We start from the raw sequence: 17,987 nt of genomic DNA on the forward strand, positions 1-17,987 counted from the left end.
ACATGGAGCTGTGGTGAAGTTGGAGTTCACGCCGGTCTGTCACACCGGAGGTCGCGGGTTCGAGTCCCGTCAGCTCCGCCATTCTTTTACTAGAATGTGCGAATTACATAGTTTCTCGTAATGTGCCGGTATAGCTCAATTGGTAGAGCACCTGACTTGTAATCAGGGGGTTGTGGGTTCAAGTCCTATTGCCGGCACCATTTTTATGCGGTCGTGGCGGAATTGGCAGACGCGCTAGATTCAGGTTCTAGTGGTGGCAACACCGTGGAGGTTCAAGTCCTCTCGACCGCACCATATGGTAAACAACAGGTTCGTAAATTGGCTGATGAAGCTAATTACGAGCCTTTTTATTTTTTCTTGAATGTTGAATCCTCCTCCATTTTCCATTACAATCACAATGTGATAATGAATCTCATTTTCAATGTTGTTTTTGATGTTTCATAAACAAACATGAGAGACGGTGGAGGGGTAGTTGTGGCAAAACAGTTGGAGCTGTTTGATGTAACCATTATTGGCGGTGGCCCTGCGGGTATGTACGCTGCCTTTTATAGCGGAATGCGCGATATGAAGACGAAACTCATTGAAGCGAAAGAAGAGCTCGGTGGACGAATGTTGATCTATCCAGAAAAGATGATCTGGGATGTGGGCGGTGTACCCCCACAACTATGTGAAAAGCTGGTTGCCAATCTGGTGGAGCAAGCAAAGACATTTGATCCCACCATCGTGCTAGGCGAGGCGATTATTGGACTGGAGCCACAAGAAGATGGCACGTACATACTCGTTGCAAAATCGGGGAGACGACATTGGACTCGCACGATCATAATGGCTTTGGGCCGAGGCATTTTGAAAATGGCAAAGCTGGAGATCGAAGGAGCCGAGCGCTACGAGGTGACAAATCTTCATTATACGGTGCAGGAATTGGAGCCATTCCGTGGGAAGCACGTCCTCATCTCAGGGGGCGGGGACTCCGCGGTCGATTGGGCAAACGAACTGGTGCAAATCGCAGCGTCCGTAACTGTCGTGCATCGCCGTGATGTATTTGGTGGACATGAGCGGAATGTAAAGCGCATGAAAGAGTCATCTGCGATCGTTCGCACCCCATATGCGGTCATGCAATTGCAAAGCTCAGACAAAGAAACGATCGATAAAGTGACGATACGTCATTTGGAGACAGACGAGACGGAGCAAATCGATGTAGACGCCATCATCGTCAATCACGGATTGAAGGCCGATTTCACCGGGATTAAAGAGTGGGGCTTGGACATGGATGAGTGGAACGTGTTTGTCAGTCCTCGCCTGGCAACGAATCTGCCAGGTATTTTTGCGGCGGGAGATTTTGCGAGCTTCGACAGTAAGATTACGTTGATCGCGGGAGCATTCACAGATGCTGCTGTGGCTGTAAACAGTGCCAAATTGCACATAGACCCGGTAGCAGATCGGATGGCCTATGTTTCTTCCCATAACCAGCGCTTTAAGGAAAAGAACAAAGCCCTTGGGGTTATGGATGAGGACGACGAGTAGAACTGCTGTAGGCCAAAAAGCCCAACATTTGCAGGTTGATTGTCGCTTTCCCCATACGTTACATTGTTAGTGGCAAGGTGTAATAACAATGACAGGCTATATATAAATCGATCAACAAATGTGGGAGAGGAAGTAGAAATGAAGAAAGTTCGGCATTGGCCGATAGCGACAGTGGCACTTGTGTTCTCACTAGGTATGAACTACGCGCCTGAGCATGCAATGGCGTTACAAGTAGACCCGTTATCTCCTGCGATCGACTTGCAGGAAAAGTTACAGGAAAAGTATGTGGAGAAGATGGACCTCAAGGAAGAGGAGGTTCTCGGGTTTTATTACTCTTCGATGAAAAACAGCACAGATGCGCGTAAACATAACATCAAGCAAGCATTGAGCAAGATTCATAATGAAAAAATCAAGCCGCAACAGGTGTTTTCTTTCAATGAAATAGTGGGAAATTCGAATTTGTCTGAGGATGGTTGGCAAAAGGCCGGCGTTATTCAGAATGGCCAGCTCGCCGATGACTATGGAGGCGGGATTTGTCAGGTTTCCAGCACGCTTTACAATGCCGCTGCTGAAGCGGGGATGATCATGGTGGAACGGCATAACCACAGCAAATCAGTAGGATACGTACCTCTGGGTCAAGATGCTACAGTAGCCTATGGTTATAAGGATTTTAAATTCACCAACCTGTATGATTTCCCTGTGAAAATTAAAGCAAAATCATACGATGACGAACATATTGTGATTGCGATCATACGTGCGTAACTTAGAAGGAATAAAGGGGGCATCCTATGGATGAACCCTGTTTTTTTCGGTATTTTGTCAGGAAAAAAATGGATGTTGCCTTGGTTTTGAGTCATGCATTCCTGACCATACTGTTTTAGAGGGAGGTGCCGTGATGTTCGTTCAGGTGACAGGTGATTCACACAATCAAGAGGTTCTCGTCATGGGAGAACGGTTAGATCGCCAACAGGATGGGTGTTATCTTTTGCCTGGGAGACTTGTCCACGCATTGAAGCCACATGATTTGCCGGTAGGAATCCCATTTAAGCTCTCAGGTGCGCTGCCCTCTGGCTACGGGTTTTATCGGGAGGACTCTGTTATTTTCCGGCGGACGAATGATACTCCCTCCCTGTGGATTGATGTTACTTCTACATATATAGTTGCTGAATGGGATGGTTTGTTCTCGGTAGAAGCGACGGTTGAAGCCAGAAAGTATGTCGTGGAACAACAACAACGGTTTGCCTTTGTCCTCTCCGAAGCGACAGAGCAGCAAGTGATTTTCCATTACGAATTTTCCTGGAGCTCTGAGCAAGAGCTGGATTTGGAGAGTGCGTTGGAATCTATTTGTGATACCGTGATTGAAGTAGAAGCGCGAGGAAATGCCCGTCTTTGGCCTGGCTATGGAAACTGCATGGAAGAGGACGAACAAGACAAGCTGTAATACGCCATGCAGCCATGATATAGTGAAAAAAGAGACAGCCGCCAAAGGAGAGGACAAAATGGAGTCAGTCAAAAATATTTACTGTATCGGTCGAAACTATCGATTGCATGCTGCAGAGTTGGGGAACGATGTGCCAACCAAGCCAATGATCTTTGATAAGCCAACACATGCGCTTGCAATGGCAAATGGCGAGGCGATTGAGCTTCCGGCATCTCGTGGAGAGCTCCATTATGAGGCGGAGCTAGTGATTCACATCGCGAGACCGTATGAGGCTGGGGTTACACTTGACGAAATGATTGACAAAATAGCACTCGGAATCGACTTTACTTTGCGGGATGTTCAGAGCGAGCTGAAGAAAGCAGGGCATCCATGGTTGTTGGCAAAAGGGTTTAAAAATTCAGCAATTTTGACGCCGTTTCATCCTTTCCCTGGTATCCATGAGCTGCACCAAACGGATTTCTCCTTGCTGAAAAACGGAGAGCAAGTGCAACGCGGCAATCTGCGTGATGTGATTTTTGATTTGCAAACCATTATGGCCTATATTTCCGAAAATCTAGGTCTGGATCAAGGGGATATCATTTACACGGGTACGCCAGCGGGGGTAGGCCCAGTTACGGATGGAGATGTCCTGACTCTCAAGTGGGGAGAAGAGACCTGGGGACAGTTTACGGCGAACATGAAATAGGTACAAATAGAGAACCATCTTCTGACAGAAACATGCAGAAGATGGTTTTTGTTTGGAGTTCGAGCCAGCAATATAGCGGGTTTTTGCGAAGAAAATCATCTTTGATACCGTTTTGTAACTTTTATGGTTCCATGGAACTAAGAAGTAGCAACCGCCTACATTACACCTTGTTTTCTGACTAGTCCCATGCTACCAATTCCATCATTGGAAAATTTTACGGTCTTATCCTCCTGTTTCCTCCTGCGCTATTCTGTCCATGTACCCAAGACGGGTGCCACAACATGACATGGAGGAAAAGAAAGTGACGAAACGAGATTGGGTAATGAAGTCAACAGTAGCAGTCATGCTGAGTACGTCCCTGTTAATGGGTGGTCAAGCTGGAGTAGTGGCCGCTAAGACACAAGATTCAAAACAGTCAGAGGTTGCAAATATTGCTACTTCTTTGATCGGGAAGGATTACGAGTACAAAGCAAAGGGACCGAAGCAATTCGGATCAGCGGAGCTGGCTACGTATGCTTACAAACAAGTAGGGATTTCCATCGGGAGCACAATCTCTAGCCTGTACAAGACTGGGACGAAAGTATCCGAAAAAAGCGTGGTGCCAGGAGATTTGGTGTTCTTCGCTTCTAGCGGAAGCGGCAGCCCAACCTTTATGGGAATATACATAGGCAGTGATCAATTCGTTTATTCTTCGAAAGGGGAAGACGAGGTAGTTGTAAAAAAATATTCGGAGTACAGCAACAAATTTGTAGGGGCTCGTCGTGTTATTGATAGCAATTCCTCAGAGAATACGCCTAGCAAGCCAGAAAAGCCGGTAAGCAATATTGCCGACCAAGTCATTAAAAATGGCGAAAAGTATATGGGCACAAAATACAAATACGGGTCTAGCAGCAGTACGACCAAAACATTCGATTGCTCTTCCTTTACACAACGCGTGTTTAAAGAAGCGGGCATTACATTGCCGCGCGATTCCCGCCAGCAATCTACTGTGGGGAAATCTGTTTCCAAGAGCAATCTGCAAAAAGGTGATCTGATCTTCATGAAGGCATCGGTAACCAGTTCTTCTGATCGGATTACACACGTAGCTATTTATGCAGGCGATGGGAAAATCCTGCACACGTACGGTAGTCCTGGTGTGACTTATTCCAAGTACGATGGTACGAATTGGGAAAAGCGCACAGTTAAAATCAAGCGCGTCATTTAAGCATCAAATCCATTTCAGCTCTCGTGCATTCGCATGGGAGCTTTTGTAATATATATGACGTTTGTTCGTACAGATCGTTTCGCGTCAATTTCTGCCAATGGGAATCATACCGTTTTCCGTTCGCTGAAAATGAACATCGAGAAATGTGTTGTAATATTTTGAATTATACATATAATAAAAACTGAGAGGTGATTCAGGTGTCAGAAAATAGTCTGCCTACCCCTGTTTTAACCAAAAAAGGACAGGAGACCCGCAAAAAAATACTGGATGCCGCAGAGCATGTGTTTGGTGAGCTGGGCTATTATGATGCGTCTATCGTCTTGATCACACAGCATGCACAGGTGTCCCAAGGAACGTTTTACAATTATTTTGAGTCGAAGAAAGCGATTTATGATGAATTGATCAGGCAGCTGAGCAGAGAGCTTCGTTCAACGATCAAAGAAGCGATCATGGGTGCGACCACACAAGAAGAGAATTTGCGCCTGGGATTTCTGGCCTTTTTTCGTTGGATTAAACATCATCGCAACATGTACAGCATTATTCAACAGGCTGCCCTCGTCGATCAGGAGCTGTATCGCTGGTATTACGCCAAATTGGCAGCGGGGTACGTACGAAGTCTGAAAAACGCTATGAACGAAGGTGCGTTTCGGGAGATGGATCATGAGACGCTGGCTTATTGTCTCATGTCGATCGGACAATTCATCGGGATGCGTTGGGTTTACTGGGAAAATGAAGACGTACCGGAAGAGGTGTTAGAAACAGCCATGTCGATGATTATGAAAGGGATTGCTGCCAAGCCGTAACCGATCCATTTTATAGGCAAAGGAGTAGAGTTCATGCACGGAATTGCTTATTGGATTGAAAAGCGAGCCCGAATCACTCCGACGCGGATCGCAGTGATTGCCAACGATCAATCACTTACGTATCAGCAAATGAATGAGCAGATCCAACGTCTTGCCAACTATTTACGGCATGAGCTACAGGTCAAAAAGGGAGACAGGATCGGCATTTTGTCCCAGAACAGTTTGGAGTATGTGCTCTTGCTGTTTGCCATCGCCAAACTCGGTGCGATTGCCGTCCCCTTTAATATCCGCTTGACCCCTGCCGAATTAGACTATCAGTTTGAGGATAGTGGTATCCGTGTGTTATGTGCCCAGCCGGAATTCGCTGCCACGATTGAGCTGATCAAGGCGAAGGCCAGTATTGCGCACATGATATGGCTGGAACCGGGAGAGCTCCCTTGTAACCAGGATGACCCGAGTGAGTCATCCCAGCACAGTAGGACCGAGGCAGATGACGGCAGTGGAGATGATCCATACATCATTTGCTATACATCAGGAACGACAGGAAAGCCAAAGGGAGCAGTGCTCACCCAAGAAAATATGTTTTGGAACGCCGTACACAATGTAGCCGCGCTTGATCTCACCTCAGAAGACTGCTCGATTGTCTTATTGCCACTCTTTCATATCGGGGGAATCGGACTGTTTGCCTTCCCAACATGGCTTGCTGGCGGTCGCGTTGTTATCGCCGGGAAGTTCGACCCTGATAGAGCAATTCAATTAATGGAAACACACCGAGTCACCATCGTGATGGGTGTGCCCGCCATTCATGAAGCCATTCGTCAAAGTCCCTTATTTGCTACCACATCATTCGATTCCGTCCGTTGGTTTTACAACGGCGGCGCTCCATGCCCCATGGAACTCATCCAGCATTTTCAGGAGCGAGGCCTCCCTTTTGGACAAGGATACGGCCTAACAGAAACATCCCCCACCGTGTTTATGATTGCGAAGGAAGATGCAAAAAGAAAAGCCGGCTCAATCGGCAAGCCCGTTATGTTTTGTGAAGTCCGCCTGATCTCGGATGACGGAAAAGACGTGGGTCAGGGCGAAATCGGAGAACTGCTCGTCAAAGGTCCGAATGTGATGAAGGAGTACTGGAACAGACCAGAAGAAACAGCCAAGACCATCCGGGATGGCTGGCTGTACACAGGGGATTTGGCGCGTTTTGATGAAGAAGGGTTCGCCTATATCGTAGGCAGGCGCAAAGATATGATTATCTCAGGCGGGGAGAACATTTATCCGTTGGAGCTGGAGCAGGTCATCGGTGAGCTGGATGGCGTTCAGGAAGCCGCAGTCGTCGGTATACCCGATGAAAAATGGGGAGAGGTCGCGAAGGCGTTTATTGTGCCCAAATCAGGTGCAGTCATCACGGAAGCACACATCAAAGTACACTGTGAGCAAAGACTGGCGAAGTATAAAATCCCGAAGTCATTCGTGTTTTTAACCGAGCTGCCACGCAATGCAACAGGGAAAATCGTCAAGCAAGCATTGACCAGATTGAAGAGCGATTCCATTACGCAATGAGGTGATTCACATGGCGAGATTTGCAATAGGGGAACAAGCATCTTTTAGTAGAACGATTACGGAAACAGATATCGTCCTATTTGCGGGAATGAGTGGGGATTACAATCCGGTGCACATCGACCAACAGTACGCAAAAGACACGCGGTTTGGCCAGCGTATCTCACATGGACTGTTGACGGCGAGCATGTTGTCCAGATTGCTCGGGATGCAGTTGCCTGGCATCGGTTCCATTTACAAGGAGCAAACCATTCAGTTTACGGCTCCGGTATTGATTGGAGACACGATCACTGCGACCGCCACCGTGTTGGAATATCAGGAAGAGCGGGGGATAATCCGCTTGCTTACGGAATGTGCGAATCAACATGGAAAAGTAGTTCTGACTGGAACAGCGACGATGCTCGTACCGAGGGAAGGAGCGAAAGTATGAATCATTTTGATGCAAATACGATTCACGAGCAGACCATCGGAGTGGAAGCGACGTCCGTATTTTTTCCAGAGGGAGTAGAAACAGCCGAGCGATTGGCTGAAAAGACAGGAATCCCCACAAGAGTCATTATCGAAAAATTCGGTCTTTATCAAAAGCATGTCGCAGATGATACCCTTCATGCATCAGACCTCGCTGTGCTCGCTGCCCAACAGCTAACCGAATCGGTGATTGATCCATCTGAGATTGACGTGATTATTTACTTCGGCAGTCCGCACAAAGATTACTATGTATGGTCCAGCGCACCGAAGATTACATACGAACTTAAAGCAACAAACGCATACGGTTTCGAGATGATGAACGTCAGCTCGTGCTTTCCAATCGCCTTGAAGGTTGCCAAAGATATGCTGACGGCAGATGCATCCATTGAAAACATCTTGCTGGTTGCTGGCTGTAAGGAATCACAAATCGTCGATTACGACAATCCTCGCTCACGCTTCATGTTTAATTTTGCAGATGGGGGGACAGCGGCTCTCGTAAAGCGAGGTGCGACAAAGAGCAAAATTCTCCACAGCTGTGTCATTACCGATGGTTCTTTTCACGATGATATAAGGGTTCCCGCAGGCGGCTCGAGGCACCAACCTAGTCATGAAACGGTGGAAAACAGACTCCACTACATCGATGTGCCGAATCCGGTCGATATGAAAGAACGACTTGATCCCATCTCGATACCGAATTTTGTTCATGTAGTAGAGCAGGCATTGGCAAAAAGCAACCGTTCCTTGCAGGATTTGAAGCTGCTGCTTCCTTTGCACACAAAGCGTTCGATGTTCTTGGAGCTGTTGGAACGTTTGCAACTTCGCGAGGAGCAGGCTGTCTATCTCGATCATTACGGGCATTTGTCTGCACTCGATCCGTGTATTGGACTACATGTCGCACAGCAAGAGGGACGTCTGGCTCCAGGGGATATTGTCGTAGCTGTCAGTGCTGGAACTGGCTATACGTGGGCTGCAACGGTACTGGAATGGTTAGCCGAATCGCAATGAACAGTTTGACTCTTGAGGAGGAACGGACGTGAAAAGAAGAGGATGGAAAATGTTGCTCCCGCTAGCGATGTCAGTCGTGCTTGTTGTTGGTTGCAGTCAAAATGAAAGCGCTTCATCTGGTAGTAATACGATCAAGGTAGGTGTACTCGCTTCCCTTACGGGGCCATTGGAGAGCTACGGCAAGCAGACGGCAAGAGGTTTTGAGCTCGGACTCGATTATGCAACTGAGGGCAAGCGAGAGATCGCTGGTAAAAAGATCGAGTTTGTCGTGGAAGATACGGAGACGAAGCCGGATGTTGCCGTCCAAAAAGCGACGAAGCTTTTGGAGACGGACAAGGTAGATTTTCTCGTAGGCTCCTCGAGCTCAGGCGATACGCTAGCTGTCCTTCCCCTGGCAGAGGAGTACAAAAAAATCATGGTTGTAGAACCGGCTGTAGCAGATAGTATCACCGGGAAAAACTGGAACAAGTACATTTTCCGCACAGGTCGAAATTCTTCGCAGGACGCAGTTGCTGGTGCTGCGGCGATTGCTTCCAAAGGAACGAAGATCGCGACGATGGCCCAAGATAGCGCCTACGGTCGAGAAGGGATCGAAGCCTTTAAGACCGCGTCTGAAAAATTAGGGGCTGTCATCATCGAAGAGCAATACGTGGACACGAACACGACTGATTTTACAGCCAACATCCAAAAAATCATCAGCGCCAAACCCGAATATGTGTTCATCACGTGGGCAGGCTCGAACTCCCCGTGGAAACAGCTTCAAGATATGCAGGTTCAGCAAAAAGGCATCAAGGTATCTACGGGAGCACCTGATATCGCTGCCTTGAAAACGATGGAGGCTATGATCGGAATGGAAGGTTTCTCGGTGTATTACCATTCGCTCCCGAAAACGAAAATGAACGATTGGCTCATCGATGAGCACAAGAAGCGTTTTCATGGCGAGATTCCAGATTTATTTACGGCAGGTGGGATGACAGCAGCCGTAGCGATTGTGGAAGCACTGAAAAAGACCAACGCTGATACAGATTCGGAAAAGCTGATTGCTACGATGGAAGGCATGACCTTTGATACGCCGAAGGGCCAGATGCAGTTCCGGGCGGAGGACCATCAGGCACTGCAAACGTTGTACGCGATCAAACTGGAGAAAAAAGACGGAGTCGATCATCCTGTGCCTGTACTCGTCCGGGAGATGACGATGGAAGAGACAGCACCACCTGTCAGGAACCAGAAGTAGAGGAGGTGTGTGATGAGTTACTTGTTGGAAACGGTTGACCTCAGCGTAGCATTCGGGGAGCAAACAGTCATAAACAAGGTATCGCTACGAATACCGAAGCAGCGATTTACGTCGATCATCGGACCAAATGGAGCAGGAAAGACGACATTGTTTAACTTGTTAAGTGGGCAGCTTACTCCATCGCAAGGAACGATCAAGTACAAGGGGCAAGATATTACACACTTGCCTCCAGCAGCACGAACGAGATTGGGTATTGGCCGTTCGTTTCAATTGACAAACCTATTTCCCAAGCTAACGGTGCGGGAAAATATTCGATTAGCAGTGCAAGCCGCACAGGGCGTTCGGTTTCGTTTATGGATTTCCCAAGGAGATCAGATGCGACAGACTGAGGAAGTCGAGCGATTGCTGCATCTGGTATTGCTGGAAAAAAAGGCGGATGTGCAGGCAAGCTTACTGGCGCATGGGGAGAAACGAAAGCTGGAGCTAGCCATGCTCCTTGGACTGCGTCCGGATGTTCTCTTACTCGACGAACCGACGGCGGGGATTTCATTGGAAGAAGTCCCCGCTGTATTGAAGGTGATCGAATCGATTAAGGAAAGCCATTCTTGTACGATCATCCTAATTGAACACAAGATGGACATGGTCAAATCACTCTCCGATCACATGGTCGTTCTCTTTCATGGAGAGCTATTGGCTGAGGGGACACCGACTGACATGATGCGAAATGAACAGGTGCAGTCAGCCTACTTGGGAGGGTTGTATAAGCATGATGCTGCAACTTGATCAGATCGAAACGTACCTCGACCAGTTTCACATCTTGCAGGGTGTCTCGCTATCCGTGCAAGCGGGCAGTATTACCGTTTTGTTTGGTCGAAACGGAGCGGGTAAAACAACGACGCTTCGTTCCATCATGGGGCTTGCCCCGATACGTCATGGCCAAATCCGCTATCTAGGAGAAGAAATCGGACATCTGCCGACCTATTCCATTGCGCGTAAGGGGATTGGCTATGTGCCCGAGAATCAAGGAATTTTTCATGATTTTACGGTAGAAGAGACGTTCCGGCTCGCCATGCAAAAGAATGACGACGAACAAAAAGAAAAGCTCGCTTGGATGCTGGATCTATTCCCTGATCTGCGTCACTACTGGAAAAAGAAAAGTGGGCACTTAAGCGGTGGTCAAAAGCAAATGCTGGCGATTGCACGAGCTTATGTGAACAGCAACGGACTCTTGTTAATTGACGAGCCGAGCAAGGGACTGGCGCCCATCATGGTGGAAAAGCTTATGTTCCACATCGATTCGATGAAGCAGAAAACGACCGTACTTTTAGTTGAGCAAAACTTTATGATGGCGAGCATGATCGGCGAGCAGTACTACTTGATGGATGAAGGGAAAATTGTCCGCGGTGGCGCGATGCAGGAGTTGAAGGATGATGCAGATACACGACAAAAGTATTTGGGCATTGCCTGAGCGTATAACAGGGAGGGGGAGGATGAAATGGATGTCGCGACTAATTTGCTTGTAAATGGACTGGCGACAGGCACACTCATTTTCTTGCTCGCTTCCGGGCTCACGTTGATCTTTGGCTTAATGAGTGTATTGAACTTTGCTCACGGTGGTTTGTTTGCCTGGGGAGCTTTTGCTGGTGTATGGCTTTTCGGATTGACGGATAGCTTTCTTCTGGCCATCGTAGGGGCTGTAGTCATTGGGATGCTGCTTGGCTTCGTGTTAGAGCGCGTGCTGATCCGTCCCGTGTACGGTGATCACATTCAGCAACTGCTCGTGACATTGGGCGGGATGCTCGTAATAAGTGAACTGCTCAAGGTATTTTGGAGCCCCAATCCCATTCGGGCGGTATTACCAGATTATTTGCAAGGGAGCATCGAGCTTGGCGACATCATATTGATCACATATCGCTTGTTCGTCATCGCAGTGGGAATAGTTGTGTACGTCGGGTTGCACCTGTTATTGACGCGAACCAGACTAGGCTTGATCGTCAGAGCGGGTGTCATCGATAAGGAAATGGTGCAGGCACTCGGCATCAATATTAAACGAGTGTTTACTTTCGTCTTTTTGCTGGGGGCAGGCATGGCCGCGCTCGGAGGAAGTCTGCTGGCCCCGTATTCGGGGGTTATTTTTGCGGAAATGGGTATGCAGTATGCGATTCTGGCATTCATCGTCGTCATTGTCGGAGGGATGGGAAGCGTTCAAGGCTCTATGATTGCGGCGCTTTTAGTAGGGGTGCTTGGCTCGTTTATGGCTTACTTCGTTCCAGAGCTTTCACTGGCAGTGAATATGCTGCTGATGCTGGCAGTGCTGCTTATCAAACCATCCGGCCTGTTTGGAGCGAAGGGGTGATCATGCGTTGACTACGTCCGGATTGTTGAACCATCGATTTATTGTTTTTGTCTTTCTATCCTTGGCGGTTTTGCCGTTTCTTTCTGACTCGCGAAGCATGTACATCTTGTTCACCCAAATCTTTATCTTTGCGATTTTTGCGATGAGCTTTGATTTGTTGCTCGGCTATACGGGGATCGTCTCGTTCGGACACTGTATGTTTTTCGGAATAGGTGCGTACTCCGTGTCTTTATTCCTGAAAAATTTTGAGGCGACGATCAGTTATTTCTTGCTTGGCGTACTCGTTGCCATCGTGCTCTCCGGTTTTCTCAGCTATGTGATCGGGATGCTGTCCTTGCGATTGAAAAGTCACTTTTATGCGATGCTGACCTTGGCGATTTCCCAACTGCTATTCGTGTTGGCAGAAAAATGGCGCTCGCTGACGATGGGTGGCGATGGCTTCACCTTCCCGGTGCCTGAGCTGTTTCGTGATCGTTTGTCCTTTTACTATGTATGCCTGATCCTAATGGTCATGCTGTTCGTCATCTTGCGGGCGTTTACGCGCTCTCCACTCGGAAAGGTACTGAAAGCCATCGGTCAAAATGAACAACGCGCGGAAGCGTTAGGCTATCAAATTCTTCATTATAAGGTAATCGTCAGCATTGTCGCTGGAGTGGTTGCTGCAATTAGTGGAGGCTTGTACGCGGTCATGCTGCGATTCGTAAACACCCAGGTATTTTCGATTGAAACGACGCTGGATGCGCTCTTAATGAGCATGATCGGTGGGCTGGGAACGCTATTTGGCTCTATTTTGGGGTCGGGGATCGTGGAGCTGGCGCATCACGGGCTGACTGAGTTGGCGAAGCTTCACCCCATATTCGAGAGATGGGTCATCTTCCTTGGCTTGCTCTATATTTTGGTCGTGCTCTGCTTTCCGAGCGGAATTGTCGGCAGCTTTCAAGAGTGGAGGGAAAAAAGAAAACAGCGTTCTGGGCAGGCTGCAACGATCACGGAGCAAGTAGAGTGACAGGAATAAAGAAGGGAGGTCAACCCCATGCAAAAGGTTGGCCTTTTTTTGTCCCATTTTTGTCGAAAGAAAAAGGTAAGAATTATAGTTATGTCGAATTATTATTCATCACTCTTAGAAAAGGTGGAGATGTGCCTATGGAACTAAACATGCCAGTGAACTATAACTTCGCTGCCCAGGTGGACGAATGGGCGAAAAAACATCCGGAGAGACGAGCGGTTTGGGAGCTAGATGAACAAGGTCAAGAAAGTATCCTTACGTACGAAGATTTGCGCCAATATTCAAATAAAATCGCAAATGGTCTAGGTTCCATTGGAATTGAGCATGGGGATCGGGTACTCGTCCTGGTTTCCCGAGGAACATTGGCTTATGGTCTCTATTTGGCACTGCTGAAGCTGGGGGCAGTGATTTTGCCAGGGTCAGAGATGCTGCGTTCCAAAGATATCGAGTACCGGATCAATCATGCAAAAGTCAAGGCTGTGATCAGCTTCGCGGGAGCAATGAGTGAGGTTGATCTGACGAGAGGTAACTGTTCTACACTGCAACACTACATCACGACTGGCGAAGAGAAAGAAGGGTGGATTTCGCTTGAGGGGTTGCTCCAGGGGCAGGACACAGAATTTGAGGTAGTAAACACGAAGTCGGATGAGCTGGCCTTCCTGTCTTATACATCAGGGACGACTGGGGGACCAAAAGGGGTTATGCACGTTCACGGTTGGCCGTTTGCGCATTTGGCTGTGGCCGCTACGCAGTGGCTGGACGTTCGTGAAGGTGACGTCGTTTGGGCAACGGCTGGGCCTGGTTGGGCCAAGTGGATCTGGAGCCCGTTTGTCTCTACGTTAGGGCTGGGAGCGACTGCGTTTGTCTATAAAGGAAAGTTTTCTGCGGAAAATTATTTGACAATTCTGCAAAAGTATCCGGTTTCTGTCTTGTGTGCGACGCCAACCGAGTATAGAATCATGGCAAAAGTAACGGATTTGGAACAATACAAGCTGTCCGCTTTGCGCTCCGCATGTTCCGCCGGTGAACCGCTCAATCGGGAAGTGATCGACACATTCCGCCGCGTATTCCATTTGACCGTGCGAGACGGATACGGACAGACAGAGAATACTTTGCTGGTGGGTACCTTTGTCGGCATGGAGCCGAGGCCAGGTTCGATGGGCAAGCCATCGCCAGTTGTAAGGATCGCTATTATTGACGAAGAAGGAGCCGAGCTGCCGGTAGGTAAAGTGGGCGATATTGCCATTGATCGCCATATGGTAGCGCTGTTCAAAGGCTATCTGGATGATCCCCAGCGAACAGCCAGAGCGTTTCGCGGCGACTGGTACGTGACGGGTGACCAAGGTCGCATGGACGAAGATGGCTACATCTGGTTCGAAGGACGTTCAGACGACATTATCATCTCAGGTGGATATACAATTGGTCCGTTTGAAGTCGAGGATGCGTTGGTGAAGCACGCGGCAGTAGCGGAATGTGCGGCGGTTGCTAGTCCAGATCCAGAGCGTGGTCATGTGGTAAAAGCCTTTGTCATCCTGAAAAAAGGGAATGAGCCATCCGAAGCGTTGATCGGGGAATTGCAAAACCATGTGAAGCAATTAACAGCTCCGTATAAATACCCGCGCAAAATCGAATTTGTACAGGAACTGCCGAAGACGACCTCCGGTAAAATCAGACGGATCGAGCTGCGACAGCAGGAGGCACAGCAAGATCAGCATTCGTAATGGTTTGTCTTACGAAATTGTAAGATTGCTGTAAGTGGATTCGATGGGACGAAATGCGCGCATCCCCTACAATGTGAGTAGAAGCAAGGCAAGGGGGAATGCAGCATGAACCACCTTCCAATCCCATTAGGAAGAAACACCGACTTGTATGAAGCGGCAAGCATGCCCAAGAGCATCAAGAATCTCGGTGTTCGTTGGAAAAAACGACTGCGTATCAGTTTTCTCGTGATCATGATGGTAGCCATCCTGGCACCGATCGTGCTCGCGTGGACAGGGAATATATGGATAGATGAAAAAAAGCTGGCTGCTGTACAGCAATCCAATAGCTATGTAAAGCTGGACGAAATGCCCGACCATGTGTGGAAGGCGTTCGTTGCGATAGAGGATCATCGGTTTATGCAGCATCCAGGGGTTGACCCGATTGGATTGAGCCGGGCAATCTGGGTGGATATCAAGGAAGGTGCCTACGTGCAGGGCGGAAGTACGATTACCATGCAGTTGGCGCGGAACCTGTTTCTGACGAACGATAAAACGATGACCAGAAAAGGGAAGGAAATCGCGATCGCTTTGCAATTGGAACAGCGATACAGCAAAAAAGAACTGCTCGAAATGTACCTCAACGTTATTTATTTCGGGCACGGAAAATACGGGATTGGCGAAGCTGTTCCCTTTTACTTCGGAAAAAAAGCAACAGAAACAGGGGATCGAGCGGTAACACTGGGAGAAGCGGCAATGCTGGCTTCTTTACCAAAAGGACCAGAGCGTTACTCCCCGATAAAGAACTGGGACCGAGCCAAAGAACGGCAAGCGGTTGTGTTGGACCGGATGAAAGAGTTAGATGTGATTGATCAAACGGAAAGTACGTTGGCGAAAAAGGAGCAAATCGCAGTAGTTCCCGCTGTCAAACGTGTAGCAAATTAAATAGAAAGCAAGAGAATCCCCTGTCTGGTTGGCAGGGGATAGTTGGTATTGGAATCGAATTACCTCAAGGCGTTCAGGACTATAGAAGGTCAACTAATGATATTGTGTTTGTTCATGCGGCTGGAACAATTGGAACTCTTTACAACCTAAATTTGGTAATTCAAACCCTGATGCTGGGTAAGATTATTTTGAAAGAAGAATAACAGAAAACCCCAGCTAAGAATCGAATCAAAACCCCTGTAGGAAATACCGTTTTCTTACAAGGATTTTAATGCGCATCCCTCACTTGTACTAAAAATGGTCTTTAAAATTAATCTTGAAGCTCCTTAAGTAATACCTCTACACTAATATAGCTGCCAATTTGTTGTATTTACTGGAAGGCTGGATTCCTTTTTATCGTAATCAAATTTCTGCATTAACCAGTCTACACGAGCCTGTATTAATTTTTAAGGTATTTCCAAGTTAGAACTTAGACAAACCGCTCAGCATGGCGGCATGACCGAATGTGACCATAGGCACGGATTGATGAATATCTTTCGCGTTCCAAAACGCTGGAGCAATCGTGGGAGAGCCTGTTGTATGTTTCAAATATCCATGACCGAAATAAACCAGGGAGCAGCGGTCGTCTGAGTGTCGTTCTGTCGCAATCAACCCATTTTTAGGACTCAAGGGTGGTCCTGATGTGAATTTGACCAGTGGGCTTTTGTCAATCCAACCTTCCGATCCGGTGTAAGCGGTTTGGTAGCAGCGCGCCATCCGCTGAGAATCCCGTCTTAACCATTCGGGGAGGTATTTATCCAGGGCATCTCGAGCGTCGGCTTCTCCATCGTGGTTCCAAACCTCCTTCCAAGCATTAAGAAACGGAGCCACATCCGCGCCGAAGAGGGTGTGCCCGTTGAGTCCATTGATGTTGATATTGAAACTCCGATCGTCTATTTTCTGACCGATCTGGGTTGGAATCATGTTTGCTATTGGTTTCATACCAGAACTAAAACCGCTTAAAACGACTCGTTGTACCGAGGGGGGTGGTTGGTGGATACGGTTGAAGCGAAAACGCGGAGGTATGGGAGCACGATCCTCATCATGGTTAGTATTACCTCCTGACGTGTAACCTGAACGATGAAGGAAGTGAGTGACCTCGGCTAAAAGCCGAGATAGACCTGCGGCGTGAGCTAACGGGCCCCAATCCCCGGATGGTTGGATTGGAACCACCACCACTGCTTGACGCTTAGCTGCAAGCAATTGGTAGACAAGCCATTTATCGCGGAACAAGAAACGATGAGCCTCCGCTGGGTACGGCTGAACAAGGGTATTGTTAATTTTCCAGGCCTTGTAAGGATATTCATTTAGTGGAGGATAGTGTTCGGGTTTGTCGGTGTTAGTTGGGAAGAAGATAACGAAATCGAGTTTGCTCGGAGTGACACCACGCCAGCGCGGCACCCAAATAGCTACGAGAAAACGGGGACTTTTCTCGCCGATTCCCCATTCCAACCAAACTAGATCACTGGTTCGACTCGGTTCGATCTTGACTGGTTCACCGTGATTGAACCTCCCCCACCCTTCCGTAGGGTTAGTGGGTAATAGGGGGTGTTTCACTGGAATAAAGGGTTCCTCGTTGTTAAACGTTGCCAAGTAACGACCAGTAGGATTCCCAGCATGGTCGATCCAGGTAAAGATTCCCTTCGGATTGAATGCATTACGTTGCTTCAATTCTTTATCGGAGATCGGAAAAAGAGGAGCGGCACGGATTCGTGACAAGCGGACGATGACGGTTGTGGGAGGTGATACAGTACACACCGGATTGCCCCAAATAAAAGATCCGCCTCCGTTTGGCGGGATGACCTCGACTTCTTCCTCTAAATATAAGGGGTGAGTTACTTCGACTTTGAAGAGTCCGTCCGGCAGTGGTCGAAAAACGGCCTGGCCTCGCTCGTCCGTTTTACCGGTCTTGCGGTCCTCCGACACGACGACAGAAACATCAGCTTCGCTGATTGGTGCACCTGCGGCATCCTTGACTTCGATAATTAGGTCCATCTGGACCCTCCCTTCTCAAACTATACAATCT

Annotated in this window: 17 protein-coding genes and 3 tRNA genes; 19 read left to right on the plus strand and 1 reads right to left on the minus strand. The window is 48.2% G+C overall.

Going from position 1 to position 17,987, the window contains the following annotated elements; genetic code table 11:
• The first annotated feature begins 4 nt into the window (after nucleotides 1-4).
• The 19 genes from AB432_RS13615 (at nucleotide 5) to AB432_RS13710 (ending at nucleotide 15,922) form a co-directional block, all read left to right on the plus strand.
• A tRNA-Asp gene (locus tag AB432_RS13615) sits at nucleotides 5-81 on the plus strand.
• Between the two features lie 43 nt (nucleotides 82-124).
• Nucleotides 125-200, plus strand: a tRNA-Thr gene (locus AB432_RS13620).
• Nucleotides 201-207: 7 nt separating this feature from the next.
• A tRNA-Leu gene (locus AB432_RS13625) sits at nucleotides 208-294 on the plus strand.
• A gap of 180 nt (nucleotides 295-474) precedes the next feature.
• Complete coding sequence (locus tag AB432_RS13635; RefSeq protein WP_048032734.1) at nucleotides 475-1,521, plus strand: NAD(P)/FAD-dependent oxidoreductase; 1,047 nt, start codon at nucleotides 475-477, stop codon at nucleotides 1,519-1,521.
• A 138-nt stretch (nucleotides 1,522-1,659) separates the two neighbouring features.
• Nucleotides 1,660-2,283, plus strand: coding sequence for a VanW family protein (locus tag AB432_RS13640; protein ID WP_048032735.1), 624 nt, complete (start codon nucleotides 1,660-1,662; stop codon nucleotides 2,281-2,283).
• Nucleotides 2,284-2,416: 133 nt separating this feature from the next.
• Complete coding sequence (locus tag AB432_RS13645) at nucleotides 2,417-2,962, plus strand: hypothetical protein (protein WP_048032736.1); 546 nt, start codon at nucleotides 2,417-2,419, stop codon at nucleotides 2,960-2,962.
• A 58-nt stretch (nucleotides 2,963-3,020) separates the two neighbouring features.
• A complete protein-coding gene (locus tag AB432_RS13650) occupies nucleotides 3,021-3,647 on the plus strand; it encodes a fumarylacetoacetate hydrolase family protein (RefSeq protein WP_048032737.1) in 627 nt (208 codons plus the stop codon).
• 301 nt (nucleotides 3,648-3,948) lie between these two features.
• Nucleotides 3,949-4,851 (plus strand): C40 family peptidase, encoded by a 903-nt coding sequence (locus AB432_RS13655; protein ID WP_048032738.1) that lies wholly within the window; start codon nucleotides 3,949-3,951, stop codon nucleotides 4,849-4,851.
• 197 nt (nucleotides 4,852-5,048) lie between these two features.
• Nucleotides 5,049-5,654, plus strand: coding sequence for a TetR/AcrR family transcriptional regulator (locus tag AB432_RS13660; RefSeq protein WP_017248223.1), 606 nt, complete (start codon nucleotides 5,049-5,051; stop codon nucleotides 5,652-5,654).
• A 33-nt stretch (nucleotides 5,655-5,687) separates the two neighbouring features.
• A complete protein-coding gene (locus tag AB432_RS13665; RefSeq protein WP_048032739.1) occupies nucleotides 5,688-7,214 on the plus strand; it encodes an o-succinylbenzoate--CoA ligase in 1,527 nt (508 codons plus the stop codon).
• 10 nt (nucleotides 7,215-7,224) lie between these two features.
• Nucleotides 7,225-7,641, plus strand: coding sequence for a MaoC family dehydratase (locus AB432_RS13670; protein ID WP_048032740.1), 417 nt, complete (start codon nucleotides 7,225-7,227; stop codon nucleotides 7,639-7,641).
• Nucleotides 7,638-8,684, plus strand: coding sequence for a 3-oxoacyl-ACP synthase (locus tag AB432_RS13675; protein WP_048032741.1), 1,047 nt, complete (start codon nucleotides 7,638-7,640; stop codon nucleotides 8,682-8,684). The genes AB432_RS13670 and AB432_RS13675 overlap by 4 nt, the downstream gene beginning before the upstream one ends.
• 67 nt (nucleotides 8,685-8,751) lie before the next feature.
• A complete protein-coding gene (locus tag AB432_RS13680; protein ID WP_419178483.1) occupies nucleotides 8,752-9,918 on the plus strand; it encodes a substrate-binding domain-containing protein in 1,167 nt (388 codons plus the stop codon).
• Between the two features lie 12 nt (nucleotides 9,919-9,930).
• The gene (locus AB432_RS13685) at nucleotides 9,931-10,701 is read left to right on the plus strand and encodes an ABC transporter ATP-binding protein (RefSeq protein WP_048032742.1); all 771 of its coding nucleotides are present in this window, start codon (nucleotides 9,931-9,933) and stop codon (nucleotides 10,699-10,701) included.
• The gene (locus AB432_RS13690; protein WP_048032743.1) at nucleotides 10,685-11,386 is read left to right on the plus strand and encodes an ABC transporter ATP-binding protein; all 702 of its coding nucleotides are present in this window, start codon (nucleotides 10,685-10,687) and stop codon (nucleotides 11,384-11,386) included. The genes AB432_RS13685 and AB432_RS13690 overlap by 17 nt, the downstream gene beginning before the upstream one ends.
• Nucleotides 11,387-11,413: 27 nt before the next feature.
• A complete protein-coding gene (locus tag AB432_RS13695; protein ID WP_048032744.1) occupies nucleotides 11,414-12,274 on the plus strand; it encodes a branched-chain amino acid ABC transporter permease in 861 nt (286 codons plus the stop codon).
• Nucleotides 12,275-12,281: 7 nt separating this feature from the next.
• Nucleotides 12,282-13,280: a branched-chain amino acid ABC transporter permease gene (locus AB432_RS13700; RefSeq protein ID WP_048032745.1), complete on the plus strand. Its 999-nt coding sequence runs from the start codon at nucleotides 12,282-12,284 to the stop codon at nucleotides 13,278-13,280.
• A 137-nt stretch (nucleotides 13,281-13,417) separates the two neighbouring features.
• Nucleotides 13,418-15,001, plus strand: coding sequence for an acetate--CoA ligase (locus tag AB432_RS13705; protein ID WP_048032746.1), 1,584 nt, complete (start codon nucleotides 13,418-13,420; stop codon nucleotides 14,999-15,001).
• A gap of 105 nt (nucleotides 15,002-15,106) precedes the next feature.
• Nucleotides 15,107-15,922: a transglycosylase domain-containing protein gene (locus tag AB432_RS13710; RefSeq protein WP_048032747.1), complete on the plus strand. Its 816-nt coding sequence runs from the start codon at nucleotides 15,107-15,109 to the stop codon at nucleotides 15,920-15,922.
• Between the two features lie 462 nt (nucleotides 15,923-16,384).
• Here the strand turns inward: AB432_RS13710 and AB432_RS13715 are convergent, their stop codons facing one another.
• A complete protein-coding gene (locus AB432_RS13715) occupies nucleotides 16,385-17,956 on the minus strand; it encodes a carboxypeptidase-like regulatory domain-containing protein (protein ID WP_048032748.1) in 1,572 nt (523 codons plus the stop codon).
• Nucleotides 17,957-17,987 lie beyond the last annotated feature (31 nt).

This window comes from Brevibacillus brevis (assembly GCF_001039275.2).
Taxonomy (GTDB): Bacteria; Bacillota; Bacilli; order Brevibacillales; family Brevibacillaceae; genus Brevibacillus; species Brevibacillus brevis_C.